Source organism: Paraconexibacter algicola, assembly GCF_003044185.1.
GTDB classification, from domain to species: Bacteria; Actinomycetota; Thermoleophilia; order Solirubrobacterales; family Solirubrobacteraceae; genus Paraconexibacter; species Paraconexibacter algicola.
Map to the genome: position 1 here is coordinate 1981123 of NZ_PYYB01000001.1, position 24556 is coordinate 2005678.

25 protein-coding genes are annotated in these 24556 nt (G+C 74.8%); 10 read left to right on the forward strand and 15 right to left on the reverse strand.

Annotated elements, in window-relative coordinates; all coding sequences use genetic code 11:
- Nucleotides 1–4: 4 nt before the first annotated feature.
- The 3 genes from C7Y72_RS09370 to C7Y72_RS09380 form a co-directional block, all read right to left on the reverse strand.
- Nucleotides 5–2116: a DUF2298 domain-containing protein gene (locus C7Y72_RS09370; RefSeq protein ID WP_107568489.1), complete on the reverse strand. Its 2112-nt coding sequence runs from the start codon at nt 2114–2116 to the stop codon at nt 5–7.
- Nucleotides 2109–2720, reverse strand: coding sequence for a GNAT family N-acetyltransferase (locus C7Y72_RS09375; protein ID WP_158276751.1), 612 nt, complete (start codon nt 2718–2720; stop codon nt 2109–2111). Before C7Y72_RS09375 ends, C7Y72_RS09370 begins: the two co-directional genes overlap by 8 nt.
- Nucleotides 2721–2784: 64 nt before the next feature.
- Nucleotides 2785–3318, reverse strand: a complete 534-nt coding sequence (locus tag C7Y72_RS09380) for a ferritin (RefSeq protein WP_107568491.1) — start codon at nt 3316–3318, stop codon at nt 2785–2787.
- A 105-nt stretch (nt 3319–3423) separates the two neighbouring features.
- On the opposite strand from C7Y72_RS09380, the gene C7Y72_RS09385 reads away from it, so the two are divergent.
- The 4 genes from C7Y72_RS09385 (at nt 3424) to C7Y72_RS09400 (ending at nt 7276) form a co-directional block, all read left to right on the forward strand.
- On the forward strand, nt 3424–3627 hold the full coding sequence (locus C7Y72_RS09385; protein WP_107569731.1) for a hypothetical protein: 204 nt from the start codon (nt 3424–3426) through the stop codon (nt 3625–3627).
- A gap of 12 nt (nt 3628–3639) precedes the next feature.
- Nucleotides 3640–4587, forward strand: a complete 948-nt coding sequence (locus C7Y72_RS09390) for a UDP-glucuronic acid decarboxylase family protein (protein WP_107568492.1) — start codon at nt 3640–3642, stop codon at nt 4585–4587.
- A gap of 89 nt (nt 4588–4676) precedes the next feature.
- The gene (locus C7Y72_RS09395; protein ID WP_107568493.1) at nt 4677–6206 is read left to right on the forward strand and encodes a sugar transferase; all 1530 of its coding nucleotides are present in this window, start codon (nt 4677–4679) and stop codon (nt 6204–6206) included.
- 71 nt (nt 6207–6277) lie between these two features.
- Nucleotides 6278–7276 (forward strand): endo-1,4-beta-xylanase, encoded by a 999-nt coding sequence (locus C7Y72_RS09400; protein ID WP_158276752.1) that lies wholly within the window; start codon nt 6278–6280, stop codon nt 7274–7276.
- A gap of 191 nt (nt 7277–7467) precedes the next feature.
- Here the strand turns inward: C7Y72_RS09400 and C7Y72_RS09405 are convergent, their stop codons facing one another.
- Genes C7Y72_RS09405 through C7Y72_RS09420 form a run of 4 tightly spaced genes read right to left on the reverse strand, consistent with a single transcriptional unit; the run spans nt 7468 to nt 10398 of the window.
- Nucleotides 7468–8502, reverse strand: coding sequence for a glycosyltransferase family 4 protein (locus C7Y72_RS09405; protein ID WP_107568495.1), 1035 nt, complete (start codon nt 8500–8502; stop codon nt 7468–7470).
- Nucleotides 8499–8864 (reverse strand): hypothetical protein, encoded by a 366-nt coding sequence (locus C7Y72_RS09410; protein WP_107568496.1) that lies wholly within the window; start codon nt 8862–8864, stop codon nt 8499–8501. Before C7Y72_RS09410 ends, C7Y72_RS09405 begins: the two co-directional genes overlap by 4 nt.
- The gene (locus C7Y72_RS09415; RefSeq protein WP_107568497.1) at nt 8864–9625 is read right to left on the reverse strand and encodes an ABC transporter ATP-binding protein; all 762 of its coding nucleotides are present in this window, start codon (nt 9623–9625) and stop codon (nt 8864–8866) included. Before C7Y72_RS09415 ends, C7Y72_RS09410 begins: the two co-directional genes overlap by 1 nt.
- Nucleotides 9622–10398 (reverse strand): ABC transporter permease, encoded by a 777-nt coding sequence (locus C7Y72_RS09420; RefSeq protein WP_158276753.1) that lies wholly within the window; start codon nt 10396–10398, stop codon nt 9622–9624. Before C7Y72_RS09420 ends, C7Y72_RS09415 begins: the two co-directional genes overlap by 4 nt.
- On the opposite strand from C7Y72_RS09420, the gene rpiA reads away from it, so the two are divergent.
- Both rpiA and C7Y72_RS09430 read left to right on the forward strand, forming a co-directional pair.
- Nucleotides 10397–11119: a ribose 5-phosphate isomerase A gene (rpiA, locus tag C7Y72_RS09425; protein WP_107569732.1), complete on the forward strand. Its 723-nt coding sequence runs from the start codon at nt 10397–10399 to the stop codon at nt 11117–11119. The two genes, C7Y72_RS09420 and rpiA, sit on opposite strands and share 2 nt — an antisense overlap.
- A 289-nt stretch (nt 11120–11408) precedes the next feature.
- Nucleotides 11409–12419 carry an N-acetylglucosamine kinase gene (locus C7Y72_RS09430; protein WP_158276754.1) on the forward strand — a complete coding sequence of 337 codons (1011 nt, stop codon included), beginning with the start codon at nt 11409–11411 and terminating at the stop codon, nt 12417–12419.
- A gap of 71 nt (nt 12420–12490) precedes the next feature.
- Here the strand turns inward: C7Y72_RS09430 and C7Y72_RS09435 are convergent, their stop codons facing one another.
- Genes C7Y72_RS09435 through C7Y72_RS09450 form a run of 4 tightly spaced genes read right to left on the reverse strand, consistent with a single transcriptional unit; the run spans nt 12491 to nt 16458 of the window.
- Nucleotides 12491–12910: a VOC family protein gene (locus C7Y72_RS09435; RefSeq protein ID WP_107568500.1), complete on the reverse strand. Its 420-nt coding sequence runs from the start codon at nt 12908–12910 to the stop codon at nt 12491–12493.
- An 11-nt stretch (nt 12911–12921) separates the two neighbouring features.
- A complete protein-coding gene (locus C7Y72_RS09440) occupies nt 12922–13734 on the reverse strand; it encodes a PfkB family carbohydrate kinase (RefSeq protein ID WP_107568501.1) in 813 nt (270 codons plus the stop codon).
- A gap of 10 nt (nt 13735–13744) precedes the next feature.
- Nucleotides 13745–15637: a hypothetical protein gene (locus tag C7Y72_RS09445; RefSeq protein ID WP_107568502.1), complete on the reverse strand. Its 1893-nt coding sequence runs from the start codon at nt 15635–15637 to the stop codon at nt 13745–13747.
- The gene (locus C7Y72_RS09450) at nt 15634–16458 is read right to left on the reverse strand and encodes a WecB/TagA/CpsF family glycosyltransferase (RefSeq protein WP_107568503.1); all 825 of its coding nucleotides are present in this window, start codon (nt 16456–16458) and stop codon (nt 15634–15636) included. Before C7Y72_RS09450 ends, C7Y72_RS09445 begins: the two co-directional genes overlap by 4 nt.
- Before the next feature lie 125 nt (nt 16459–16583).
- Between C7Y72_RS09450 and C7Y72_RS09455 the strand changes: the two genes are divergently transcribed.
- Nucleotides 16584–17615 (forward strand): glycosyltransferase family 4 protein, encoded by a 1032-nt coding sequence (locus C7Y72_RS09455; RefSeq protein WP_107568504.1) that lies wholly within the window; start codon nt 16584–16586, stop codon nt 17613–17615.
- Nucleotides 17612–18589, forward strand: coding sequence for a glycosyltransferase family 2 protein (locus tag C7Y72_RS09460; RefSeq protein ID WP_158276755.1), 978 nt, complete (start codon nt 17612–17614; stop codon nt 18587–18589). Before C7Y72_RS09455 ends, C7Y72_RS09460 begins: the two co-directional genes overlap by 4 nt.
- On the opposite strand, the gene C7Y72_RS09465 is transcribed toward C7Y72_RS09460, so the two are convergent.
- Nucleotides 18579–19484 (reverse strand): class I SAM-dependent methyltransferase, encoded by a 906-nt coding sequence (locus C7Y72_RS09465; RefSeq protein WP_146175310.1) that lies wholly within the window; start codon nt 19482–19484, stop codon nt 18579–18581. The genes C7Y72_RS09460 and C7Y72_RS09465 overlap by 11 nt on opposite strands.
- Before the next feature lie 24 nt (nt 19485–19508).
- On the opposite strand from C7Y72_RS09465, the gene C7Y72_RS09470 reads away from it, so the two are divergent.
- Together C7Y72_RS09470 and C7Y72_RS09475 are read left to right on the forward strand one after the other, a co-directional pair.
- Nucleotides 19509–20468, forward strand: a complete 960-nt coding sequence (locus C7Y72_RS09470) for a glycosyltransferase family 2 protein (protein ID WP_199223895.1) — start codon at nt 19509–19511, stop codon at nt 20466–20468.
- Between the two features lie 4 nt (nt 20469–20472).
- Nucleotides 20473–21870 carry an NAD(P)/FAD-dependent oxidoreductase gene (locus C7Y72_RS09475; protein ID WP_107568506.1) on the forward strand — a complete coding sequence of 466 codons (1398 nt, stop codon included), beginning with the start codon at nt 20473–20475 and terminating at the stop codon, nt 21868–21870.
- Here C7Y72_RS09475 and C7Y72_RS09480 read toward each other — a convergent pair.
- From C7Y72_RS09480 to C7Y72_RS23205, 3 genes are read right to left on the reverse strand one after another with little or no spacing between them, the layout of a single operon-like run.
- Nucleotides 21836–22807, reverse strand: a complete 972-nt coding sequence (locus C7Y72_RS09480; RefSeq protein ID WP_107568507.1) for a glycosyltransferase family 4 protein — start codon at nt 22805–22807, stop codon at nt 21836–21838. The genes C7Y72_RS09475 and C7Y72_RS09480 overlap by 35 nt on opposite strands.
- The gene (locus C7Y72_RS09485; protein WP_158276756.1) at nt 22804–23856 is read right to left on the reverse strand and encodes a glycosyltransferase family 4 protein; all 1053 of its coding nucleotides are present in this window, start codon (nt 23854–23856) and stop codon (nt 22804–22806) included. Before C7Y72_RS09485 ends, C7Y72_RS09480 begins: the two co-directional genes overlap by 4 nt.
- On the reverse strand, nt 23853–24524 hold the full coding sequence (locus C7Y72_RS23205; RefSeq protein ID WP_158276757.1) for a hypothetical protein: 672 nt from the start codon (nt 24522–24524) through the stop codon (nt 23853–23855). The genes C7Y72_RS09485 and C7Y72_RS23205 overlap by 4 nt, the downstream gene beginning before the upstream one ends.
- Nucleotides 24525–24556 lie beyond the last annotated feature (32 nt).

Below are 24556 nucleotides of genomic sequence, written 5' to 3' on the forward strand. Positions count from 1 at the left end.
GCGGTCAGCGCACGCGGTAGACGACCGTGCCGTCCGGCGCGGCGAACGCGCGCGTGCCGAGCTGCGCGACCGCCCGCAGACCGGGCCCGGGGTAGGTCGTGCGCTCCAGCGCCCCGACGACGACGTAGTCGACGCCGTAGCGGCGCAGGACCGCGCGCGCCGCGGCGGGATCGGTGCCCGCGTACACGGTGGCGACCTCGGTCTCGCGCCGGCCGATGTCCTGGTTCCAGACGAGGTGGTGACCCGCCCACGCGATCACCGTCGCGCGACCGCTGAACATCGCGATCCGCCCGGCGGTCGTGTAGTCGGGGCCCGCGGCCTCGAGCACGACCGCGTCGCGCGCGGTGCGGTCGCGCAGCCAGCGGATCGCCGCGACGTCGCCGGGTGCGCTGCGCTCCAGCCAGCGCATGCCGCCGAGCTGCGCGGGCTCCGCGAACCCGCCGGTCCGCGCGTACGGGCCGGCGACGACGAAGACGGCGGACGCGACCGCCGCGACGAGCACCGCGCCCGCCAGCGCGGTCCGCGCCGTCCGGCCCGCGTCCGACCAGACCGCCGCCAGGAGCGCCCCCGACCCCGCACCGAGCAGCACCCAGGCCGAGAACGTGAACTTGAAGATCGTGTTCTGCCGCTCGAACGGGCCGCCGTCGAACGCGTCGCGGACGTAGACCACCTCGGGCAGCAGCAGCGACACGAGCGCCGCGCCGACGAGCACGAACGCGAACCCGGTCGGCGCGTCACGCCCGCGCGCCGCCACCGCCAGGGCGACCCCGGCGAGCCCCAGCAGCAGCACCGGTCCGGCCACGGACGCCCCCAGCAGGCCGAGCAGCAGCGCCACACCGACCGCGACCGCCGCGGCGCGCCACGCGCGCGTCGCGAGCGCCAGCAGCGCGACGGCGAGCAGCACGCCCTGCGTGAGCCCCAGGCGACCGAGCAGGTGCCAGAGGTCCTGGCGGTCGTCGACCGCCCCGGTGCCGTCGGTGCCCGGCTCGAACGCCAGCAGGAACGGCGCGAGCAGCACGACCGCGGCGACCGCGACCGCGGCCATCCACGCCACCACGAGCATCGCGGAGCGCGCATCCCGTGCCTGCGGTGGCCGGCGCCACCACCAGCCCGCGCCCGCGGCGATGAGCAGGCCCACCGCCCCGGGCACGTTCCACGAGTGCATCGCGTAGAGCGCGCCCACGGTCAGTCCCGTGAGCGCCGCGCGGGCCGCGGCCACCGCGGGCGGGCCCGCCCACGGTCCACGGAGCCACGCGTGCGCCGCGAGGGCGGCCCCGAGCAGCACGAACGGGATCGCGAGCAGGTGGGCGTGCAGGTCGCCGAGCATCGTGGCGAAGAAGGGGAAGTCGTCGATCCCGCCGGGTGTCACGCGCGAGGCGTCGAACCACGACAGCGCGCGCAGCGGCCCGTCGTGGTCGAGCACGATCCGCAGCCCCTCGAGGTTCGACGCGAGCACGGTGAAGCCGGTGGCGACCGTGCCCGCGAGGACCGCGCGGCGCGGCCGCACCCGTGCGGCGAGGCCGCCCGCGACGCCGAAGACGGCGCTCGCGCTGAGCCCGAACGTCAGGCCGATCCCGAGGTTGTAGACGCGGTCGGGCTCGATCCCCAGCGCCGTGCCGACGAACCCGATCAGGTACGAGCCGAAGTAGTAGTAGTTGACCTCCTGCCCGGCGAGCCAGAGGTCGGTCGGCGGCAGCCGGTCGGTCCCCATCGTCGCGTGCAGCAGCATCATGTCCGAGGGCTTCTCGGTCCCGAGCACGTCCGGCGCGAAGGCGGCCAGCAGGCAGCCGAGCACGAAGAACGCCACGAACGCGACCTCCGCCCCGATCACGAGCGCGCGCGCCGTGGGGTCCGGCTCCCGTCGTGGCGTCGCGCGGTGCACGCCCAGGCCCAGCGCGGCGACGGCGAGGATCCCGAGCCAGACCCAGGGCGCGGTCACCGCACCGATCCCGAGGCTCACGAGGAGCCAGACCGCGAAGCCCGCCAGCAGCAGCGCGAGCGGCCGCGCGACGCCCGCTCCGCCACCGGGCAGACCGGCGAGCAGCACGCGGGCCGGTGGGAGCCCGGCGAGCCCGAGCGCGCCGGCGAGCGCGAGGACCGCGAGCGCGTCAGCCATGCGCGGCCAGCCGCGCCCGCAGCCGCCGGCGGACCGCGGGCCACTCCTCGTCGACGATGCTGAACCAGGCGGTGTCGCGCACCCCGATGCCGGGCACGAGCTGCTTCTTGCGGTGGATGCCCTCGAACCACGCGCCCATCGCGGTCATCGCGTCCCGGGACCGCTGGTTCTCGGCGTGCGTCTTGAGCTCCACGCGCATGCACCCGAGGGCGTCGAACGCGTGGGTGAGCATGAGCAGCTTCGCCTCGACGTTCGCGCCCGTGCGCCACGCGGCGGGACCGAGCCACGTCCAGCCGATCTCCAGGCCCCGGTGCTCGGGCCGCAGCGCCATGAACCGCGTCGAGCCGACCGGCACGCCGTCGCGGACGCGCACGGTCGCGAACGGGAACTCGCTGCCCTCCTCGCGGGCGCGCAGGGCGTCGTCGATCCAGGCGTCGAAGCTCGCCCGTGACGCCGGGTAGGCCCGCATCCAGCGCCAGATCGCCGGGTCGCGCGAGGCGGTGAAGAGGGCGTCGACGTGGTGCTCTGCGAGCGGCTCGAGCCGCACGATCGCGCCGGTCAGCGAGCCGGCGAGCGGGGAGGGCCAGGGGCGGGCGTCGGACACGGCGCGCGGACCGTAGCGGCCGCGCGCCGCGAGCGCCAGCGGGGACCGTGGCGCGAGGTGGCTCCTAGAGCGCGCCGCCCGCCGCGGCGGGCGCGGTGGCGTCGCCGCCCTCCTCGCCCGCGGCCTCGCGGGCGAGCCACTCCTCGGCGCGCAGCGGGTCGTCGATGCAGCGCTTGACGATCGCGAGGAGGTCGTTCATCGACGCGACCTCCTCGACCTGCTCCTTGATGAACCACTGCATGAACTGCTCGCTGGCGTAGTCGCCGTGCTCGCGCGCGGCGGCGGCCAGGCCGTTGATCTGGTCGGTCACGCGCTTCTCCTGCTCGAGCGCGAGCTGCACCGGCTCGACGATGTCGCCGAAGCCGTTGCGGGGACCGGCGACCGCGGGGATGCTGACCTCGGCGTCCGCGTCGAGCAGGTACTGGACCATCATCATCGCGTGGTTGCGCTCCTCGAGCGCCTGCGCGTAGAAGAACGACGCGAGGCGGGGCAGCGTCTCGCCGTCGTAGTACACGGCGATCGCGACGTACTGCTGCGAGGCGGCGAACTCGTAGGCGACCTGCTCGTTGAGCTTGGCGACGAAGGGGGCGGCGGGCATGCCCACATCGTATGCGGCCGAGGGGACGAGGACGCGCCCGGCGACGGCGTGTTAGGCTACCCGAAGCAATCCCGACCTCCCGTGTCGGTCTTTGCCCTGAACCTCATGTCCAAGACGCTCGCCCCCGGCAAGAAGATCACCGCGAAGAAGAAGTGCTGCAAGGACGGCCCGCGGTGCAAGAAGTGCCCGGTCGTGCTGAAGCGCCTCGAGACGCAGGGCTACTACGAGCGCCTGGATCGCCGCACCTACACGGTCGTCGAGATCGTGCCCAAGGCCGCGCTGAAGGCCGCGCGGCGCCGCGCGAAGTAGCCTTCGCGCCCTATGGCTACGTGTCTGGTGACCGGCGGTGCCGGGTTCCTGGGGTCCCATCTGTGCGACGAGCTGCTCCGTCGCGGGCACCGGGTGATCTGCGTCGACAACCTCGAGACCGGCTCGCTCCACAACATCGAGCACATCCGGGTGCCCGAGTTCGAGTTCCGGCAGCTCGACATCATCGAGCCCTACTTCGTCGACGAGCCGGTCGACTTCGTGTACCACCTCGCCTCCCCGGCCTCCCCGATCGACTACCTGCGGCTGCCGCTGCACACGCTCAAGGTCGGCTCCCACGGCACGCACCACACCCTGGGCCTGGCGAAGAAGCACCGCGCCCGCTTCCTCATCGCCTCGACCTCCGAGGTCTACGGCGACCCGCAGGTGCACCCGCAGCAGGAGTCCTACTGGGGCCACGTCAACCCGATCGGCCCGCGCGGCGTCTACGACGAGGCCAAGCGGTACGCCGAGGCGCTCACGATGGCCTACCACAAGCAGCAGGGCGTGGACACGGCGATCATGCGGATCTTCAACACCTACGGCGCCCGCATGCGCGCCCACGACGGCCGCGCGATCCCGACCTTCATGCGCCAGGCGCTCCAGGACCTCCCGATCACCGTGTTCGGCGACGGCAGCCAGACGCGGTCGTTCTGCTTCGTCAGCGACCTGATCGACGGGATGATCCGCCTGGCCGAGAGCGGCGAGCACTTCCCGGTCAACATCGGCAACCCCGACGAGTTCACGCTGCTCGAGCTCGCCCACGCCGTCGTGGACGTCACCGGCTCGGCGTCGGACATCGTCTTCGAGGCGCTGCCGACCGACGACCCCAAGCAGCGTCGCCCCGACATCACGCGCGCCAAGGAGCTGCTGGGCTGGGAGCCCAAGGTGGCGCTGCGCGAGGGCCTGCAGCGCACGCTGGACCAGGCCGGCCGCGACGCGCTCGTCGGTCACGCCCGCTGATCCGGGCGTGTCCGCCGGTCCCCGGTGGATGATCCCGGGCATCCACAACCGCGTTACTTCTGCGAGGGTGCGGCGTTATCGGTAGGGAGATGCGCACGCAGCCGGCGCCCGATGCCGCGCGCGGAACCGATCCGCGCAGCGCGACCGACGGGGTCGCGGGTCCTCCCCTGCCCGAGCGCGACGTCCGCGCCAAGCGCCCGCCGGTCCTGCGGTTCCTGCTGCGGCTCGACACCGCCCGCCGCCTCGGTCGCGTCCTGTCGCTGCTGCTGCTCGACCTCCTCGGGGTCTTTGCCGCGATCTTCACGGCGCTGATGATCAAGTACTTCGCGCGCGACGCGTTCGAGTTCTCGACGGTCATCGACCAGACCAAGCAGTACGCGTCGTTCGCCTACCTCGTCACCGCGCTGCTGTTCGCCCGCTCGGACATGTACGGGCACCGCAGCGTGCGCCCCGGCCTGACCCGGATCGTCGCCTCGCTGTTCCAGGTGATGGTCGTCTCGCTGATCTACGCGGTCGTCAGCGGCGAGACGTTCTCCTCCTACTACCTCTTCTACGGCTCGCTGGCGTTCGCCGTCGCGTACGTCAGCACGCTGCGCTTCGCCTACGAGCGGATCACCGGCTACCTGCTGTCGGCCGCCGGCTACGAGCGCCGCGCGGTGCTCGTCGGCTCCGGCCAGCACATCGAGCAGGTCGCGCACGCGCTGAAGGCGGGGGACGCCGGCGGCATCCACCTCGTCGGCTTCATCTCCCTGACCCCGCGGCCGGACAACGGGCTGCGCTCGCTCGGCTCGCTGGAGGACCTCTCCGACATCCTCGCCCGCGGCGGGATCGACGAGGTCATCATCGCCGACCCCGACTTCCCGCAGCCGCAGGCCGTCGACCTCGTCGACCGCTGCCACCAGCGCGGCGTCCGCGTGCGCGTCGCGCCGTCGACCATGGAGATCCTCATCCACCGCGCCGAGTTCCTGCCCGGCCAGTCCGTGCCGCTGTTCGAGCTGAAGCCCCCGGTCTTCGAGGGCGTCGACTTCGCGCTGAAGCGCTCGTTCGACCTGCTCGTCGCCAGCGTCATGCTGCTGCTGCTCTCGCCCGTGCTGCTCGTCGCCGCGCTCGCGGTGCGGCTCACCTCGCGCGGGCCGATCATCTACCGCTCGATCCGACCCGGGATCGGCGGCGTGCCGTTCGCGTGCTTCAAGTTCCGCACGATGTACCGGGACGCCGACCAGGTCCAGGCCGAGCTCGAGGACGCCAACGAGGCCAGCGGCGCGATCTTCAAGATCAAGGACGACCCGCGGATCACGCCCGTCGGCAAGGTCCTACGCCGCTTCAGCCTCGACGAGCTGCCGCAGCTCGCCAACGTCCTGAAGGGCGACATGTCGCTCGTCGGCCCGCGGCCGCTGCCCCAGCGGGACTTCGACCGCCTCGAGGACTGGCACCGCAAGCGCTACCTCGTGCTGCCCGGCATCACCGGCCTGTGGCAGGTGTCCGGCCGCTCCGACCTGGACTTCGACGACCTGGTCCGCCTCGACTTCCTCTACCTCGAGCGCTGGTCCCCGTCGCTGGACCTCACGATCCTCGTCAAGACGATCCCCGCGGTCCTGAGCCGCCGCGGCGCGTTCTGACCCGCCGGCGCGTCCTCACGGTCCTGCTGCTCGGCGGGATCCTGCTCGGGGCGCTGCTGGTCGCCGCGCTGGTGCGCGAGTCGAACGTCGGCGGGGAGCCCAACGGGCCGGTGCCGCTGCGCGAGCTCGCCGCACGCGATGGGCGCGACGTCGGCACCGCGGTCCCCGGCCCGGCGCTGAAGAACTACGCCGGCTACCGCGAGGAGCTCGCGCGCGAGTTCTCGACGCTGACGCCCGAGAACGCGATGAAGTGGGACGCGATCGAGCCGGAGCGCGGGACGCTGAACTGGACCGACGCCGACGCCGCGGTCGACTTCGCGCGGCGGCACGACATGGCGGTCCGCGGGCACACGCTGATCTGGCACAACCAGATCCCGCGGTGGCTGACGGACGGCGGCTTCTCCCGCGAGCAGCTCGACGGCATCGTCCGCGAGCACGTGCGCCGGACCGTCGGCCGGTACCGGGGACGCGTGTTCGAGTGGGACGTCCTCAACGAGCTGACCGCCGACGACGGCTCCGGCTACCGCAGGTCCCTCTGGTCCGACACGCTCGGCCCCGACTTCCCCGCCCGGGTGCTGCGCTGGGCGCGCGAGGCGGACCCGGACGCGAAGCTCTACTGGAACGAGATCGCCGCGGACGGCATCAGCGCCAAGAGCGACCGCTTCTACGCGTTCGCGAAGGCGCTCAAGGCGGCGGGCGCGCCCCTGGACGGCGTCGGGTTCCAGGCGCACTTCAACCTCGACGGCGTTCCGAAGGGCTTCGAGGAGAACCTGCGTCGCTTCTCCGACCTCGGCCTCGACGTGCGCGTGACCGAGCTGGACGTGGCGCTTCAGCTGCCCGCCGACGACACCGCCCGGGCCCGCCAGGCGGACATCTACGCGCAGGTCGTGCGCGCCTGCCGGCGCGTCGACCGCTGCAAGGGCATCACGGTGTGGGGCTTCACCGACCGGTTCTCGTGGATCCCGGAGACGCAGCCGGGCTTCGGCGACGCGACGCTGCTGGACCGCGAGCTGGAGCCCAAGCCCGCCTACCGGGCGTTCGCCGCCGCGCTGCAGGCGCCGACCCCCTGAGCGCCCCCCGGCCCCACCCGCCACCCTGCGGGGGCGGTGAACGGACATTTCCAGCCCCCGGAGGGGCGGAAGATGGACAGCGCGACGGGGCGATCGCCCGGAGGCGTCGCAGGCTGTCCATCTCCTGTCCCCATGAGGGCTGGAAATGTCCGTTCACCGCGGCGGGGCGGGGCGCGGCGGGGCGGGGCGGCTCAGCGGGCGGCGGCGGTCCGCTCGATCGCCGCGCGGAGCGCGACCGCGGTGTGCTCGTGGTCGAAGGCGCCGACGCGCGCGGCGCCGCGGCGGACGAGCTCGTCGGACAGCTCGCGGTTCTCGAGGGCCAGGGCGACGAGCTCGGCGACGACGGCCAGGTCGCGGTCCTCGACGAGCAGCGCCGCGTCGCCGGCCACGGACGGGATGCCGCCGACCGGCCGGGCGACCACCGGGGCGCCGAAGTGGAACGCCTCGAGCAGCGGGATGCAGAAGCCCTCGTGCTCGGAGAGGCAGACGAACGCCCCGGCGGACGCGTACCGCGTGGCGAGCTCGTCCGCCGTGAGCGACGACTCGATCGTCACCGCGCCGGGCGCGAGCTGGTCCGCGAGACCGGCGAGCGCGGCACGGTAGTTCGGGTTCAGCGGCTCCCCGACGAGGCGCAGCGTCGCGTCCGGCAGCCGGTGGCGGCGCAGCAGCGCGACCAGGCGGATCAGCTCGTCCTGCCGCTTGTGCGGGGCGAGCCGCCCGACGAACAGCAGCTCGTGCGGTCGGCGCCCCGCGTCCGGCGCCGGGGTGCCGAGCGTCCCGGGGTCGAACAGGATCGGCACGACGACGTCGCTGCCGAGCTCGGCGGCGTTGTACGGCGACACGCCCGCGACGACGTCGGCGCGGGCCGCGTACTCCGGCAGCTGCGCGCGGCCGAGCTGGCAGTGGATCGCCACGGTCGGCTCGTAGTCCCAGAACCAGCGGGCCGGGGTGACGTTGTGGGAGAGCAGGAGCGTGCGGTTGGGCAGGTCCAGCACGCGGCGCAGCCGCGGGGCGTACGCGGAGTAGTGCACGAGCAGCAGGGCGTCCGGCGTCGGCGTGCCGAGCGCGCGCAGCGGCCGCACCTCGGAGGCGATCCGCGGGTCGATGTGCCCGGCGAAGATGTCCCCGGACCACCCCCACGAGCGGAACAGCGTGCGGAACTCGCGCGCCTGCGTCGTGACCGCGTCGTGCGGTCCGGCGCCGCTCAGGACCTGGTGGACGATCACGAGGACGCGCCCCGCAGCCGCGCGTTCTCCTCCTCGAGCGTGCGCACCCGGTCCTCGAGCTCGGCGAGGTGGACGAGCAGGTGCAGGTGGAAGCGGCTCTCCTGCGAGGTCAGCTCGTTGAAGTGCTGCTGCAGGCCGCGCAGCAGCAGCCGCTTCAGCCACGTGATCGGGGCGCCCAGGCGACGGGTCGAGCGCATCAGCGTCTCGTCGGGCTCGATCACCGCCCACTCCATCAGCGTCTCGGTCGACACGCGGTCCGTCGGCTCGATCGCGAAGCCCTCCAGCGCGTCCGCGTAGGCGCCGCGCTCCCGGGCGGCGGCGGCCGCGGTGCGCGCGGCGTCCAGGGCGTCCTCGGGCCGCATCAGGAGGTCCCCATCATCCGATGGTAGAACGGCATGCCCTCCAGGCACGGGCCGTCGAACGCGACCTTGCCCCCGTCGAGCACCACGACCCGCGCGCACGTGCGCTCGACGAGCGCGGCGTCGTGGGAGACGAGGACGAGCGTCGCGCCCGCCGCGACCTGGGCGGCGATCCGCTCCTCGCACTTGCGCTGGAACGCCTCGTCGCCGACCGCGAGGACCTCGTCGATGAGCAGGATGTCGGCGTCCAGGTGCGCGGCGATCGCGAACCCGAGCCGCACGTACATGCCGGAGGAGTAGGTCTTCACCGGCACGTCGATGAAGTCGCCGAGCTCGCTGAAGGCGATGATGTCGTCCATCCGCGCCTCGATCTGCTCCTTCGTGAGGCCGTGCAGCGCGCCGCCGAGCAGGATGTTCTCGCGGCCGCTGAAGTCGCGCCCGAAGCCGGCGGCGAGCTCCAGCAGGGTCACGACCTGGCCGCCGAGCGCGACCCGCCCGCGGTCGAGCGGCACGATCCCGGCGAGGACCTTCAGCGTCGAGGACTTGCCGGCCCCGTTGCGGCCGACGATCCCGACCGTCTCGCCGGGCGCGATCCGCAGGGTGACGCCGTCGAGCGCCTGGATCGCGCCCGGCCCGTGCGGCGTCGCAGCCCGGCGGCGCAGCACGAGCTCCTTCAGCGTGCCGCCGCGATCGGCGCGCACGCTGAAGGCGCGCGACGCGTCCTCGAGGAGGATCTCGCCCCGGGCGACGGTCGCGGCGCTCACACGATCACCGCCAGCTCGCGCTGCATGCCGCGGAAGATCGCCCGGCCGATCAGCAGCGCGAGCGTCGCCGCGACGAGCACGTACAGGAGCACCGCGGCGCTCGGGACGGTCCCGTCGTAGAGCACGTCGCGGACCGCCTCGATGAACGGCGCGACCGGGTTCACCCACGCCATCGCGAACTTCGCGGCCGCCTGGTCGGTGATGTCCTCGGGCTCGAAGAAGATCGGGGAGAGGAAGAACCACGGCAGCAGGACCGCGCTGAGGATCGGCGCGACGTCCCGGAAGTACGTGTGCAGGACGCTGACCGCGAGCGCGAGGCCGAGGACGAACGCGTACAGCGCGACGAGGATCACGGGCAGCAGCAGGATCGCGGGGTCCAGCGTGCCGCGGACGGCGATCGTCACGACCCCGACGAGCGCCAGGACGATCGTGAACGTCACCATCTGCACGGTGACGACGGCCCCGGGGATCGTCTCGCGCGGGAACGGCGCCTTGCGGATCAGCGCGCCCTGGTCCAGCAGGGCGGGCGCGCTGGAGAGCAGGGCCTGGCTGAAGAACATCCACACGACGAGGCCGACCATGAGGAACAGCGGGTAGTCGTCGTGCTCGGCCAGCGTGAACACGACCCCGAACATCAGGTAGTAGGCGCCCATCAGCACGAGCGGGTTCACGAAGTACCAGGCGATGCCGAGCACGCTGCCCTGATACTTCTGACGCAGCTCGCGACGGACGAGCTGCTCGAACAGATAGCGGTAGCGCAGGAGCTCCCCCATGGACCATGAGTGTCCCAACTCCGACCCCGACACGACCGCCCGCCGCGCCGCGGCGCAGGAGGTCGCGCAGCTCGTCGAGCCCGGCATGGCCCTGGGACTGGGGTCCGGGCGGGCCGTCTGGGCCGCTGTGGACGCGATCGCGACCCGTCTCGGGGACGCGACCGGCACGCTCACGGCGGTCTGCGCGTCGGCGGCGACGGAGCGGGCCGCCGAGGCCGCGGGCATCGTCGCGCTGCCGCTGATGGCGGGCAGCGACCTCGCGCTGGCGATCGACGGCACCGACGAGCTGACCACCGGCCTGGACCTGCTGAAGGGCGGTGGCGGCGCGCTGCTGCGCGAGCGGCTCGTGCTGAGTGCCGCCCGGCGGTTCGTCGTGGTCGCCGAGCAGCCGAAGCTCGTCTCGCGGCTGGGGGAGACCCGCCGGCTGCCGGTCGAGATCGCCCGCTTCGGCGCGCAGGCGACGCAGCGGCGCCTGGCGCTGCTCGTCGGCGACCCGCAGCTGCGCCTCGAGGACGACGGCAACCCGTTCGTCACGGAGGAGGGACACCTGCTGCTGGACGCGGAGATCCCCGGGGACGCCTCGCTGCCGCTGCTGCACACGCAGCTGCTCACCACGCCGGGCGTCATGGACCACGGCCTGTTCCTCGGGGTCGCCGACGAGGCGCTCGTCGGCCGCCCGGACGGCACCGTGGCGACGTTCACCCGCGATCCCCTGGGCTGAGGTCCCCGGCCACCACGGGGCGGGCCCGGCCAAGGCCGGTCCCGGAGGGCGTGAACGGACATTTCCAGCCCTCAGGGGGGCGGAAGATGGACAGCCTCGGGCCGTCGTTGCCCGTGATCGCCCTCGAGGCCGCCGAGCTGTCCATCTCCCGCCCCTCCCGGGGCTGGAAATGTCCGTTCACCCCGCCGGGGGGCCGGGGGGCCGGGGGCAAGCCCGGGGTGGGCGGGCGCCGGGGGCCGGGAACGCCGCGCGCGCTAGCGCGCCGGGTGCGGTGGGTAGGGTCCGGCGGGTGACCGTCGTGATCGACCTGCCCGCCGCGATCACCCGCCGTGCCACGTCGGGCCCGCAGGACGGGCTGGTCGTCGGGGTCGACGCCGGGGGCACCAAGACGCTCGCCGCCGCGCTCGACCTCGCCACCGGCGCGGTCACGACCGGCCGGTCCGGACCGGCGAACCCCGACGCGATCGGCCTCGACGACGCCGTCGCCGCGATCACGGAGGCGGTCGGGGAGGCCACCGGGGACCGGGAGGACGTCCGCGCGGTGCTCGTCGCGGGTGCGGGCACCGACGCCGCCACGCTCGGGGAGGCGGTCGTCCGGGCGCTGCCGTCGGCCGTCTTCGTCAACGACGTCGTCGCCGCCTGGGCGGCCGTCGCGGCCGGCGAGCCCGCCATCGCGGTGATCTCCGGGACCGGCTCCAACGCCCTGGGGGTCGACGGCGAGCACCGCGCCCGTCGCGCCGGTGGCTGGGGGCACGTCTTCGGGGACGAGGGCTCCGGGCACTGGCTCGGCCGCGAGGCGGTCGGCGCCGCGATCCGCGCCTACGACGGGCGGGACGCCCCGACGCTCCTCGGAACGCTGCTGTGCGAGGAGACGGGCGCCGCGTCCGCCGCGGACGCGGTGATCGGGCTCTACGCCGACGGGGCCGGCAAGACCCGCGTCGCCGCGCTCGCCCCGATCGTCTCGCGGGCGGCCGCGCAGGGCGACGCCGCGGCGACCGCGCTGCTCGCCCGTGGCGGGGAGGCGCTCGCCGACCACGTCGTCGCGATCGCCGACGCGCTGGAGCTCGGGGCCGACGCCGTCCTGCCGATCGGGCTGACCGGCTCGACCTGGAAGGCCGGTGGCGCGCTCACCGCCCGGTTCGCCGAGGTCGTCGCCCAGCGGCTCCCGGGCGCCGAGATCCGCCGGGTCCAGACGCCGCCCGTGGTCGGGTCGCTCGCGCTGGCGCTCCACGCCTGCGAGCGGTCCGACGCGATCGAGGCCCTCCTGCCCGACGCGGCCGCCGCGCTCGCCGACGCCTGACGGTCCCGCGCGCCCGCCCGACAGGGACCCCGCACCGCCCCGGTCACGGCGGCCGGGCGACCGACCGCCGCTCAGATCGTGACCGCGCCGTCCTCGTCGAGCGTCCAGAACGGGTTGTGCGCGACCTCCCACGGGTGGCCGGCGACGTCGAGGAAGACGCCGGAGTAGCCGCCCCACGGCGTCGGCGCCCCGGCGCGGCGCACGGTCGCCCCGACGGTCCGCGCCTCCTCGAGCACGGCGTCGACCTCCTGCGGTGACCGCACGTTGTACGCGAGCGTGACGCCGCCCCAGCCGCCGCCGTCCGTCACGCACGAGTCTGCGGCGAGCGCGGCGCGCGACCACAGCGCGACCGCCATGCCGCCGCACTGCACGAACGCGACGTCCTGGGCGCGCCAGTCGTTGGCGACGGTCCAGCCGAGCCGCTCGTAGAACCCGACCGCGTCGGGGAGCGACGGCACGCCGAGGGTGATCAGGGACACGCGCTGCTGCATGTCCCGGCACGCTACGGGGTCGGGGCGTCCACCGGGAGGAGCTCGTGGATGCGGCCGAGCAGGTCGCCGACCGCGGCGTGCGCCGCCGCGACGGCGGCCGGCAGGCGCGCGCCCGCCGCGAGCTCGAGACCGATGACGGTCGCGAACACGTCGCCGGCACCGGTGTCGTCGGCCAGCTCCACGGGGGAGGCCGGCACGGACACGGTGCCCGCGCGGGTGCGCACGGTGGCGTCCCGTGGCCCGTCGGTCACCACCAGCGCGCCGCCCACCGCGACGGCGCGGTCGCCGAGGTCGCGCATCCACTCGAGCTCGCCCGCGTTGACGACGACGATCACGCGCCGGCGCAGGGCGCGCGCCCACGACGGGTCGATCGGCTCGTGGTGCACGGGCCCGGTGCCGGTGGGGGCGTCGGGCCACCCGCGCACGAGCCCCTGCGGCGTGAGGACCACGACGACGTCCTGCTCGGCCTCGTCGAGCCAGTCGGGCGCGAGCTCGCGTGCCACCGGGCCGAGGTGCAGGACGCGCGTCGTCACCGGCGTCGACCGGGGCGCGACCATGCCGCCCCAGCCGAGCAGCTCCTGCACCCGCTCGCGGTCGGTGCCGCGGTTGCGGAAGGTCGACGTCGCGTCGGCCTCGTCGCGCTCGAACGTGACGCCGTCGACGCGCGGCAGCAGCGCCGCGAGGTCGTCGGCGCCGGCGGTCAGCACGTGCGCGGCCTCCCCGCGCAACGTCGCGGCCAGGGCACCGTAGAGCACGGTCCCGCCCGCCCGCCGGGCGCCGCCCGGCAGGATGTCGACGGTCACGTGCCCGGCCGCGGCGTACATCCGGCAGACCCTACGTCGTCACGCGCTCGATGGTCTGGACCATCTTCTGCGAGCAGCGCGACGGGCCGGGCAGGCCGGGTCGCGCCCGCCACAGCGTGAACGCGTCGAGCCGGCGCACCGGCGCGCCGAGCGCGTCCGCGGGGCGGGGCGCGTCGTTCTTCGTGAGGATGAAGTCCGCCCGCCGCGAGATCGGCACGTGCGGATAGGACGTGTTCAGCAGCGGTCGCTGCGAGCACAGCGGCTGCCCGTGCAACATGAACGCGACCCAGTTCTGCTCCTGCGGGTCGACGTCCAGCCGGATCGACCGTCCGGGCGGCAGCGCGTCGTCGATCGACCGCAGCGCCAGGACGTGCTTGGGCAGCTGGTCGAACGTGCGCGCGAGCTCGTCATTGGCCGACCCGAACGCGCTGAGCAGCAGCACGACGGCGGCGGTCGGCCCGACCCACGCGGCCCGCGCCCGGGCCAGCCCGGCGATCGCGAGCACGAGCGCGATCGGCGCGATGAACGCGAGCGTCTTGAAGTGGAAGTAGAACCCGAACTCGCGGATGCGGAACCAGATCCCGAACACGATCGCGAACGCGATGACGCCGAGCAGCCCGTTGCGCAGGCCGCGGGGCAGCTCGCGCACCGCGAACCAGATCCCGGAGCCGAGGACCGGGATCATCGCGACGAAGAACCACCACTCGTCCATGCCCAGGAACCACGGCTCGGGGAAGTAGCCGGTCAGGTCGCCGCCCCAGTTGCGCAGCGTGCGCGTGGGGTTGAAGACGACGTTGTAGGCGGAGGCGCCCTTCTCGACGACGCCGCGGATCGGCACGAGCGCCACGAACCCGACCGGCACCATCCACAGCAGCGACCGCGGCCCGCGCCACAGCCCGCGCAGCCACGGGCGCACCCGGCGGCGCTCGGGCCACAGCAGGATGAGGATCGGGATCATCGGGATCGGCAGCGCGAGCGGGTACGCGAACGCGAGCACGGCGGTGAAGGCGACGAGCAGCCCGACGCCGCCGCGCGTGCGCTCCTTCACGACCCACCAGGCGAGGACGAACGCGAACGGCATCGCGAAGAAGCCCCACGTCTGGTTGAAGTACGGGTGCATGATCGTGTGGAGGACCATGCGGTCGAGCCCGACGAGCCCCATCGCCACGAGCCCGACCCAGCGCGGTGCCTGCAGCACCTCACGGGTGAACAGGTAGAAGCCCAGCGCGCTGAGCGCGAGCAGGACGGCGGCGAGCGTCGAGATCGTCTGGAAGACCTCGAGGCCCGCGAGCGTCGCGGTCGCGCCCAGGGCGTAGTAGATCGGCTGCTTGGAGCGCCACACCAGCGGCATCCGGTCGACCGGCTCCTCGATCGCCTCCGCGGTCGGATAGTGGTGCTGCAGGAAGATCGCGCTGCCGACCGCCAGGTGCGCGTCCTGCCCCTCGCCGCCGACGGTCGCGAAGCCCGCCCGGAACAGCGGGATCAGCGCGACGCACGCCAGCAGCAGCGCGACGTAGAACGGCCAGCCCGCCCGCCGCAGCGCGGGCACCCCGCCGGAGCCGAGCACGCCCCCGGGCACGCGCCGGACCGCGACGACCGCGAGCACCGCGCCGCCCGCGAGCGTCAGCGCGAGGTTCAGCTCGAACGGCACGTACGCGAACCCCAGGACGGTCATGACCAGCGCGCACACGCACGCCCCGACCGGCAGCACCCACAGCCACTCGCGTGACCGCAGGCCCGCGGGCAGGAACAGGCGCGTGATCCCGAAGCCGCAGATCCCGAACAGGACGACCGCCGCGAACCCGGCGCGGGCGAGGTCGGGCACCGCGCCGCGCCCGACGACGCCCGCGGCGTCGGCGAGGTTGAGCGCCCCGAGACCGGCGAGCAGCGCGGCCGCGGGCGACGCCCAGCGGCGGCGGCTCAACGGTGGTCGTGGCGGCTGCGGGCCTGCGCCATCACGCGGCCCACGAACTGCGGGTTGCCCAGCAGGTAGCGGCGCCACATCCGCTGCGGCTCGATCGCCAGTCGGAAGATCCATTCCAGCCCATTGTCCGCCAACCACGCCGGGGCGCGCGGCACGCGCCCGGACACGTAGTCGAACAGCGCGCCGACCGTCCACACCACGTCGGTGTCGAGCAGGTGCGCGTTGCGCTCGACCCACAGCTCCTGCTTGGGGGAGCCCATGCCGACGAGCACGATGTCGGGACGCTTGGCGTTGATGTCCTCGACGACGCGCTCGTCGTGCGCGGAGCCGGGCTCGAAGTACCCGTGGTGCGTGCCGACGACGTTCAGCCCCGGGTACCAGCGGCGCAGGCGACGGGTCGCCTCGGCGGCGACGCCCGGCTCGCTGCCCAGGAGGTAGATCGACTGGCCGGCGGACTCGCACAGCGACGCGAGGCCCCAGACCCAGTCCGCGCCGGTCATGCGGTGCGGGATCTCGGTGTCCATCGCCTTCGCGGCGAGGCGGACGCCGTACCCGTCGCAGTACACGAGGTCGCTCGACTCGAGCGCCCGGCGCAGGGCCGGGATCGCGTGCGACTGGTTCAGGACGTGCGCGTTGACGTACATGACGCGACGAGGGCCCTGCCCGTCCCCGACCCAGCCGGTGATCCGGCGCAGCAGGTCGGCGGGCTCGGCGAGGTCGACCGGGATCTCGAAGATGTTCGACCGCGCGGGGGTGTCCGCGTGGGCGTGCTTCCTCGTGTCCTGGACCTCGATCGTCGCGTCGTCGATGACTGTCGTCACCTCGGGTTCCTCCCTGCCCGGGTTTCCCCTGCCGCGCGGGATCGTACGGGTTGTCACGGACGCAGGCAACGCCGAGCGTGCCCCGCGGGTCCCCGCGCGGGCATCCGCCGTACCCTTCCCCGGGCATGCGCACCGTCGTACTCGACGCCCGGGACGCGTTCGCCCAGCCCCTGCGCGGCTGGGGACGCTCGGTCCTCGGCCTGGTCCAGCACCTGCCCGGCGCGCTCGGCGACGACCTGCGGCTCGAGCTCGTCCGGGAGGGCGGCGGCCCGCTGGAGGTGCTGTTCGAGCAGGTCCAGCTGCCGCGGATCGCGCGCCGTGCGGGCGCGGACCTCGTGCACGCCCCGAACTGCTTCCTGCCGCTGCGCCGCTCCTGTCGTGGCGTGGTCACGGTGCACGACCTCGCGTTCGAGGCGCACCCCGACGACTTCGCGCGCACGACGGGCCTGAAGTACCGGACGATCACGCGACGCGCGGTGCGCTCCGCCGACGCCGTCATCTGCGTGAGCGCCTGGACCGCCGCGGACGTGGCCGACCGCTACGGCGTCCCCGCCGAGAAGCTCCACGTCGTCCACAACGCGCCGTCGCTGCCGCTGACCGACGGGCCCGCGGGCCTCGCCGCGGCGGGCCTGCGGGACGACGGGCGCCCCTACCTGCTCGCGGTCGGGGACCTGCGGGCGAAGAAGAACCTCGCCCGGCTGGAGGCGGCGCACGGGGCGCTCGTGGCCCGCGGGGCGCTCGAGCACCGGCTGATCCTCGCCGGGACCGACACCGCCACCCGCGACCACGAGCCGGGCCGTCACGGCGCCGAGACGACCGGCTACCTCGACGACCGGGCGCTCGACGCGCTGATGCGCGGCGCCGACCTGCTCGTGCACCCGAGCCTCTACGAGGGCTTCGGGCTCGTGCTCGTGGAGGCGATGGCCCGCGGCGTCCCGGTCGCCTGCGCGGACGCGACCGCGCTCCCGGAGACCGCGGGGGGCGCCGCCGAGCTGTTCGACCCGCTCGACGTGGAGGCGATCGCCGACGCGATCCTGCGCGCCCTGGGCCGCCGGGACGAGCTGGCCGGCGCCGGGCGCGTGGTCGCCGCCGCGCACACGTGGGAGGCCACCGCGCGGGCGACCGCCGCGGTCTACCGGCAGGTGCTCGACGCGTGAGCCGGGCGCGCACCACGATCCTCGTGCTCAGCGTCGACGAGGCGCACCGCCTCGAGCACTCGCTGCCGGCCGCCGCCGCGCAGCCGGACGCCGAGGTCGTCGTGATCGACAACGCGTGCACGGACACGACCCGCACGGTCGCCGAGCGGCACGGCGCGCGGATCGTCGCGCTGTCGCAGCGGCGCAGCTACGCCGCGGCGATCAACGCGGGCCTCGCGGCCACCGACGGGGAGGCCGTGCTGCTGCTGAACGCCGACTGCGTGCTGGACGCGGGCTTCCTCGCCGCCGCCCGGCCGCAGCTCGACCGGCCCGGGATCGGCTCGGTCGCGCCGCGCCTGGTGCGCGCGACCGGCATGACCGAGGCGGAGCGGCTGGAGGTCCTCGACACCGCCGCGATGGCGATCGACCGCCGGCGCAAGAACGGGCTCGTCGGGCACGGGGAGCCGATGGCCCGTCGCGCACGCCGCGCCCCGGTGTTCGGGGGTGACGGCGCCTGCGTGCTCTACCGCCGCGAGGTGCTCGACGCGTGCGCGGTCGGGGCCGAGGTGCTCGACGAGGACATGGAGCTGTGGGCCAGCGACGTCGACCTCGCGTGGCGCGCCCAGCTGCTCGGGTACGGCTGCACGTACGAGCCGGCCGCCCTGGCCTGGCACGTGCGGTTCTACTCGCCGACCACGCGGTCGCAGATCAGCCCGGCGCACCGGACGCTGCAGTTCCGCAACCGGCTGCTGATGATCGCCAAGAACGACAGCGCCCGGTCGCTCGCGCGCGACCTGCCGCGGCTGCTGCTCTACGAGGTCCTCGCGCTCGGCTACGCGGTCCTGCGCGAGCGCCACCTGCTGCGCGGGTACCGCGACGCCTACCGGCTGCTCCCGGGGGCACGCCGCCGGCGCGCGGTGCTGCGCGCGCGGATGGCCGAGCGCGGCGGTGCGGCGGCCGCGCCGTTCGGCCTGGAGCCGCCCGTCAGCCCCTGAGCGGGCGCGCGAGGACCTGCATGCGGTCGCGGAAGTCCGGGGCCCACAGGCGCTCCGCGAGCCCGACCCGCGCGGCGGCGCCGACCGCGGTCCGCGACAGCGCCGGGGAGTAGCCCGCCAGCCGCTCGAGGTAGTAGCGGACGGTGAACGCCTTCGGGGCCGTCGCGACCTCGAGCACCTCCCAGCCGTGCGTGCGCAGCAGCGTGCGGACCGACGTGCGCGTGAAGTACTGCACGTGCGTGGGCAGCACCGACCACCAGCGCGCGCCGAGCCCGCGGGCCACCGCGCTGCCCGCGTCGGGCAGCGCGAACCACGCCACGCCGCCCGGCCGCAGGAGCGCGGCGATGCGCTGAAGCGCCTCCCCGGGCCGCGGCAGGTGCTCGAGCACGTCGCCGAGCACGACCGCGTCGTAGCCGGCCGACGGCAGCGCGGCGGTGAAGAGGTCCTCGGTCCGCACGTCCAGCCCGAGCTCGTCGCGGGCGAACGCGGACGCGAACGTGCTCGGCTCGACGCCGGTCGTGCGCCAGCCGCGGTCGCGCGCCTCGGCGAGCAGGAACCCGACCCAGCAGCCGAGGTCCAGCAGCTCCTCGGTGCGCGCGGCGTGCCGCTCGATCCGCTCGAGCGCGCGTCGGGCCGTCTCGCGCTGCCCGACCTCCTCCGCGACGTAGTCCGCCGACGCGGCGTCGGCGTACGCCTGCTCGAGCACCGCGTCCTGGGGCATCGGCGACAGCTGCATGTGCCCGCAGGCCGGGCAGCGCACGATGTCCGCCAGCGCGGTGCCGTACCGGTCGGTGGTCGGGATCAGGCCGTCGGCGCCCATCTCGCCGGCGACGCGCAGGTGGTCGCGCAGGCCGCGGGTGCCGCAGGCCACGCAGGACGGACCGGTCGCGTTCACGGCGGTGGACACTACGATGCGGCGGTGACCGGCGGTGAGCCGACCCGCGACGGGCTGATCAGCGTCGTCGCGCCGATGTACGACGAGGCGCAGAGCGTCCGCCCGTTCGTGGAGCGCGTGTTCGCCGCGCTCGCCGACGAGGACGTCGAGCTGATCGTCGTCGACGACGGCTCCGTCGACGGCACCGCGCAGGCGCTCGCGGAGCTCGCGGCGCAGGAGCCGCGGCTCGTCGTCGTCGAGCTGAGCCGCAACTTCGGCCACCAGGCGGCGATCACCGCCGGCCTCGACCACGCGCGCGGCGCGGTCGCGGTCACGATCGACGCGGACCTCCAGGATCCGCCCGAGCTCATCCCGGTGCTGCTGACCCACTGGCGGGCGGGCGCCGACGTCGTCAGCGCCGTCCGCACGAGCCGGCCGGGGGAGACGCGGTTCAAGCTCCGCACCGCCGACGCCTTCTACCGCGTGCTGTCGCGCGTGGCGGACATCGAGGTGCAGCAGAACGCCGGCGACTTCCGGCTGCTGGACCGCCGGGCGCTCGACGGGCTCCGCGCGATGCGCGAGAGCAACCGCTACCTGCGCGGGATGACCAGCTGGGTCGGCTACGTGCAGACGACGGTCCCCTACGAGCGGTCCCCGCGGCACGCCGGGGAGACGAAGTACCCGCTGCGCAAGATGGTGCGGCTCGGGCTCGACGCGATCGTGTCGTTCTCGCACGCGCCGCTGCAGGTGGCGACGATCGTCGGGTTCGTCAGCGCGCTCCTGGCGTTCCTCGCGATCCCGGTCGCGGTCGGCTTCCGCATCGCCGGGCAGTTCGTCCCCGGCGTCACCACGACCGTGATCGCCGTGCTGCTCCTGGGCGGTATCCAGCTGATGGCGATCGGCGTGATCGGCGAGTACGTGGGACGGATCTACGACGAGGTCAAGCAGCGCCCGCTCTACCTCGTCGGGCGCGTGCGCAACCGGCCCGACGCCGAGGAGGACTGAGCGCGTGCGCGTCGCCGTCGTCGGGGCCGGGGTCGCCGGCCTGACCGCCGCGCTGCGGCTGCAGCAGGCCGGGCACGTCTGCGACGTCCACGAGCGCTGGCCCGGTCTGGGCGGGATGGCCGCGACGCTCGACGTCGGCGGCGGGCACCTCCTGGAGCGCTACTACCACCACTGGTTCACCAGCGACCGGCACATCGTCGCGCTCTGCGAGGAGCTCGGGGTCGGGCCGATCGACTGGCACCCGTCCTCGACCGCGTTCTTCCTCGAGGGACGGTCGTGGCCGTTCACGTCGCCCCTGGACCTCCTGCGCTTCTCGCCGCTGTCGCTGCGCGACCGGCTGCGGATGGGCCTCGCGGTGCTGCGCCTGCAGCGCGCCGGCCGGCCCGTGACCGAGTACGAGCACGAGACCGCCCGCGCGTGGATCCTGCGGCAGATGGGCGAGCGGCCCTACGAGCGGGTCTGGGGGCCGCTGCTGCGCGGCAAGTTCGGGTCGCGCGCCGACGACATCTCGATGGCGTGGCTGTGGGGGAAGTTCATGCTGCGCCGCCAGCTCGAGGGCAAGGAGGCGCGGGAGGAGTTCCTCGGCTACCCGCGCGACTCGTTCGAGCCGCTGTGGACGGCGCTGCAGCAGCGCATCGAGGCGGGCGGCGGGCGCGTCCTGATCGACCGGCCGGTGGCGCGGATCGAGCGCGCGGAGCGCTCGGGCTTCACGGTGCACGCGGGGGCGCCGCAGTCGTTCCGCCGCGGCCACGACCCGCGCGCCTTCGCGCTCGCGCCCGAGGGGCCGGAGCACTACGACGCGGTGCTCGCGACGGTGCCGAGCGACATCTTCCGCGGGCTGCTGCACGACGACCTCGCCGCCGCGATCGGGGACGACTACCTCGGGCGGCTCGGGCGCGCCGAGTACCACGCGGCGCTGTGCCTGCTGCTCGAGCTCGACCGGCCGTTCTCGCCCTACTACTGGACGAACATCGCCGATCCGCAGATCCCGTTCGTCGGGCTGGTGGAGCACACGAACCTCGTCGATCCCGCCCGCTACGACGGCCGCCGGTTCCTCTACGTCGCCAACTACGTGGCGCCCGACGACCCGCTGCTGGCGCTCGACCGCGACGCGCTGCTGGCGCACTACCTGCCCGGGCTGCGCCGCGTGCGCCCGGACCTCGACCCGTCGTGGATCCGGGCCTCCTGGCTCTTCCGCGAGCCCGCCGGGCAGCCGATCGTCACGGTCGGGTACCACGAGCGGATCCCGCCGCTGCAGACCGGCGTCCCGGGGCTCGTGCTCGCGAACACCACGCAGATCTATCCCGAGGACCGGGGCACGAACTACGCGGTGCGGCTCGGCGGCGAGGCCGCGCAGGAGCTGCTGCTCAGCGTGGGCGCCGCGGCGGCCGGGCCGGCCTGACCTCGGCGATCTCCCGGTACACGTCCCAGGTGGCGCGGGCGGCGTCCTCCCAGCTCCACGCGGGCGGGGCGGGCGCGGGCCGCGCTGCCGCGTGGGCGGCCGCGACGAGCGCCGGCAGGTCGTCGACGGGGACGAGCGTCGCGCGGCCGTCGAGGACCTCGCGCAGCGCCGGCACGTCGCACGCGGCGACCGGCGTCCCGCACGCGAGCGCCTCCACGGTCGGAAGGCCGAACCCCTCGTCGTCGGAGGCGAACACGAGCGCGTGCGCCGCCGTGTAGATCGCGGCGAGCTCGTCGTCGCTGACGTGTCCGGTGAGGATCAGCGGCGCGCCGGCGTCCGTGCTGTCGCACAGCGCGTGCGCCCACTCGCGCGCCGGGCCGACGAGCACCAGCGGCAGCTCGCGCGGCGTCGCGGCGAGCTCGGCGACGCGCTTGCGCGGGTCCGGGCGCTCCATCCCGCCGACCCAGACGAGGAACTCGTCGGGCAGCCCGTAGCGCTCGCGGACCGCGGCGACCTCGTCGGCCGGGCGCGGGCGCATCGCCGGCGCGGGCGCCTCGCCGATCACGCTGATCCGCTCCAGCGGCACGTCGAGCCGCTCGACGACGTCGTGCGCGACCGCCGCGGTCGGGCAGATCACGCGCTGGGCGCGCTCGACCGCGAGGTAGCGCAGGCGAAACCGCATGCCGGTGCGCAGGTACTCGCTGCGGCGCTTCAGCGGCACCACGTCGTGCAGCGTCACGACCTGCGGGACGCCCGCCCGCACGTTCGCGCCGTCGATCCACGGGGAGTGGAACACGTCGACGCGGCGCGGCCGGTGCGTCTCGACGACCACGTCGTCGTCCTGTGCGGTGGCGAGCAGCGCCTCGTGCAGGCAGCGGATGTAGCGGCCGATCCCGCGCGGGTCGCCCGCGCCGCGGGTGTCGAACGCGACCCTCACGCGCCGTCGGCCGGGGTCGCGAGCAGGGGGCGCAGGAGCGCCTCGACGCGGTCGCTGTAGGCGTCGGCGCCGAACCGCCGCGCGGCCTCGCGGGCGCGCGCCCCGAGCTCGTCGCGGCGCTCCAGCACGCGCAGCACCGCGGCGGCGAGCGCGGGCGGGTCGCCCGGCTCCACGAGGATCCCGTTGACGCCGTCGTCCACGACCTCCGCGAGGCCGCCGACGCGGGTCGCGACGACCGGGACGCCGACCGCCATCGCCTCCGACAGCACGGTGCCGAACGGCTCCTGGTGGGAGGGTGCGACCAGCACCGAGAGGTGGCGCATGATCGCGGGCGCGTCGTCGACCCACGGCAGGTGCTCGACGGCCGGGGCGCTGCGCACGTCGGCGAGGTAGTCGGGGTCGGTGTCGTAGGGGTCGTCGCCCATCACCACGACGCGGATCTCCGGGTCGTGCGCGCGGATCGCGGGCGCGGCGGCGACGAGGTCGGCGACGCCCTTGCGGGGCTCGATCCGGCCGACGAAACCGACGACGGGCCCGGTCTCGCCGTGCGGGCCGGTCGGCGCCCAGGGCGCCGGGGCCTCCCCGGGGTCGAGCTCGATCGGGCAGTAGACGACGTGCGCGCCGAGCCCGTCGAGGCGGTCGGCGACCGCCTGGGAGTCGGCGAGCACGACGTCGGCCCGGTGCCAGTGGCGTGGGACGCGCTCGACGACGTCGTGGACGTGCAGCACGGTCCGGTGCCCGCGCAGCGCGGGCAGCAGGCGCCCGCACACGGTGGAGTTCAGGTAGACGACGTCGTGGGCCCGGGCGAGCTTGCGGGCGCGCGGCCAGGCGGCGACCGCGCGGGCGCCCTCACCGGCACCGAGCCCGCCGACGTCCAGGCGCGCCCAGTCGAACCCCTGGTGGGCCAGCGGCCCGGCCTCCGGCGAGGTCAGCGTGATCTCCCAGCCGCGCGCCCCGAGCCGGCGGGCGAGGCGCACGAGGCCGAGCTCCGCGCCACCCGGGTGGTCGACCGCGTTGACGGCGAGCAGCCGCGGCGCCTCGAGGGTCACGCGGACACCGGGGCGGGGAGGCAGGTCACGTCGCGGGCGGCGAGCCCGGTGGCGGCGACGAGCAGCTCGGCGAGCGACCGCGGGCCCAGCGGCGCGTGACGCCAGCGTTCGGGGTCGCGCAGCAGCCGCCGGGCGGCGAGCGCCGCGACCAGCGGGGCGCTGAGCACGAGCGCGGGTCGGGGCTCGGTGGCGGCGGCCGCGACCCGGCCGTGCGCGGCGGCCTCGCGGCGCAGCTCGCGCAGGGTGGCGGCGATCGCGGGGCGGCCCAGCCGCGGCACGCGGGCGGGGACCGCCTCGCAGTGCCAGGCGGGCCCGTCGACCCGCAGCAGCCCGTCGTCCGCGCGCAGGCCGTCGAGCACGCCGAGCAGCGGCGCGCGCAGGTCGGTGCGCGCGTCCAGCCAGACGACCGCGGCGCCGGGCGCGCAGGCGTGCGCATGGGCGAGCGCGGTCACGAGCGCGGCCGTCGCCGATCCACCCGGGGCGCGCAGGACGTCGGGACCGTCCGGGCCCTCGGGCCACGGCCGCGTGTCCGGGTCGCGGTCGGCGTCCAGGACGACGACGCGGTGCGGGGCGGGCTCGTGGTCGCGCAGGCGGTTCAGCAGCTCTCCGGCGTCGCCGTAGGCGTGCTGTCCGCGTGCGGCGACGATGGCGACGACCGGGTCGGGCATCGCGACGAATCTACGGCACCTGCGGGGCCGAC

Bases quoted from the DNA above. Each gene is read 5' to 3' on its own strand.
- C7Y72_RS09385 (WP_107569731.1), top strand. From the start codon at position 3,424: ATGTCCAAGACGCTCGCCCCCGGCAAGAAGATCACCGCGAAGAAGAAG.
- C7Y72_RS09455 (WP_107568504.1), top strand. From the start codon at position 16,584: ATGCGCACCGTCGTACTCGACGCCCGGGACGCGTTCGCCCAGCCCCTG.
- rpiA (WP_107569732.1), top strand. From the start codon at position 10,397: ATGGACCATGAGTGTCCCAACTCCGACCCCGACACGACCGCCCGCCGC.
- C7Y72_RS09410 (WP_107568496.1), bottom strand. From the start codon at position 8,864: ATGCGGCCCGAGGACGCCCTGGACGCCGCGCGCACCGCGGCCGCCGCC.
- C7Y72_RS23205 (WP_158276757.1), bottom strand. From the start codon at position 24,524: ATGCCCGACCCGGTCGTCGCCATCGTCGCCGCACGCGGACAGCACGCC.
- C7Y72_RS09380 (WP_107568491.1), bottom strand. From the start codon at position 3,318: ATGCCCGCCGCCCCCTTCGTCGCCAAGCTCAACGAGCAGGTCGCCTAC.
- C7Y72_RS09440 (WP_107568501.1), bottom strand. From the start codon at position 13,734: ATGTACGCCGCGGCCGGGCACGTGACCGTCGACATCCTGCCGGGCGGC.
- C7Y72_RS09395 (WP_107568493.1), top strand. From the start codon at position 4,677: ATGCGCACGCAGCCGGCGCCCGATGCCGCGCGCGGAACCGATCCGCGC.
- C7Y72_RS09435 (WP_107568500.1), bottom strand. From the start codon at position 12,910: ATGCAGCAGCGCGTGTCCCTGATCACCCTCGGCGTGCCGTCGCTCCCC.
- C7Y72_RS09420 (WP_158276753.1), bottom strand. From the start codon at position 10,398: ATGGGGGAGCTCCTGCGCTACCGCTATCTGTTCGAGCAGCTCGTCCGT.
- C7Y72_RS09370 (WP_107568489.1), bottom strand. From the start codon at position 2,116: ATGGCTGACGCGCTCGCGGTCCTCGCGCTCGCCGGCGCGCTCGGGCTC.
- C7Y72_RS09390 (WP_107568492.1), top strand. From the start codon at position 3,640: ATGGCTACGTGTCTGGTGACCGGCGGTGCCGGGTTCCTGGGGTCCCAT.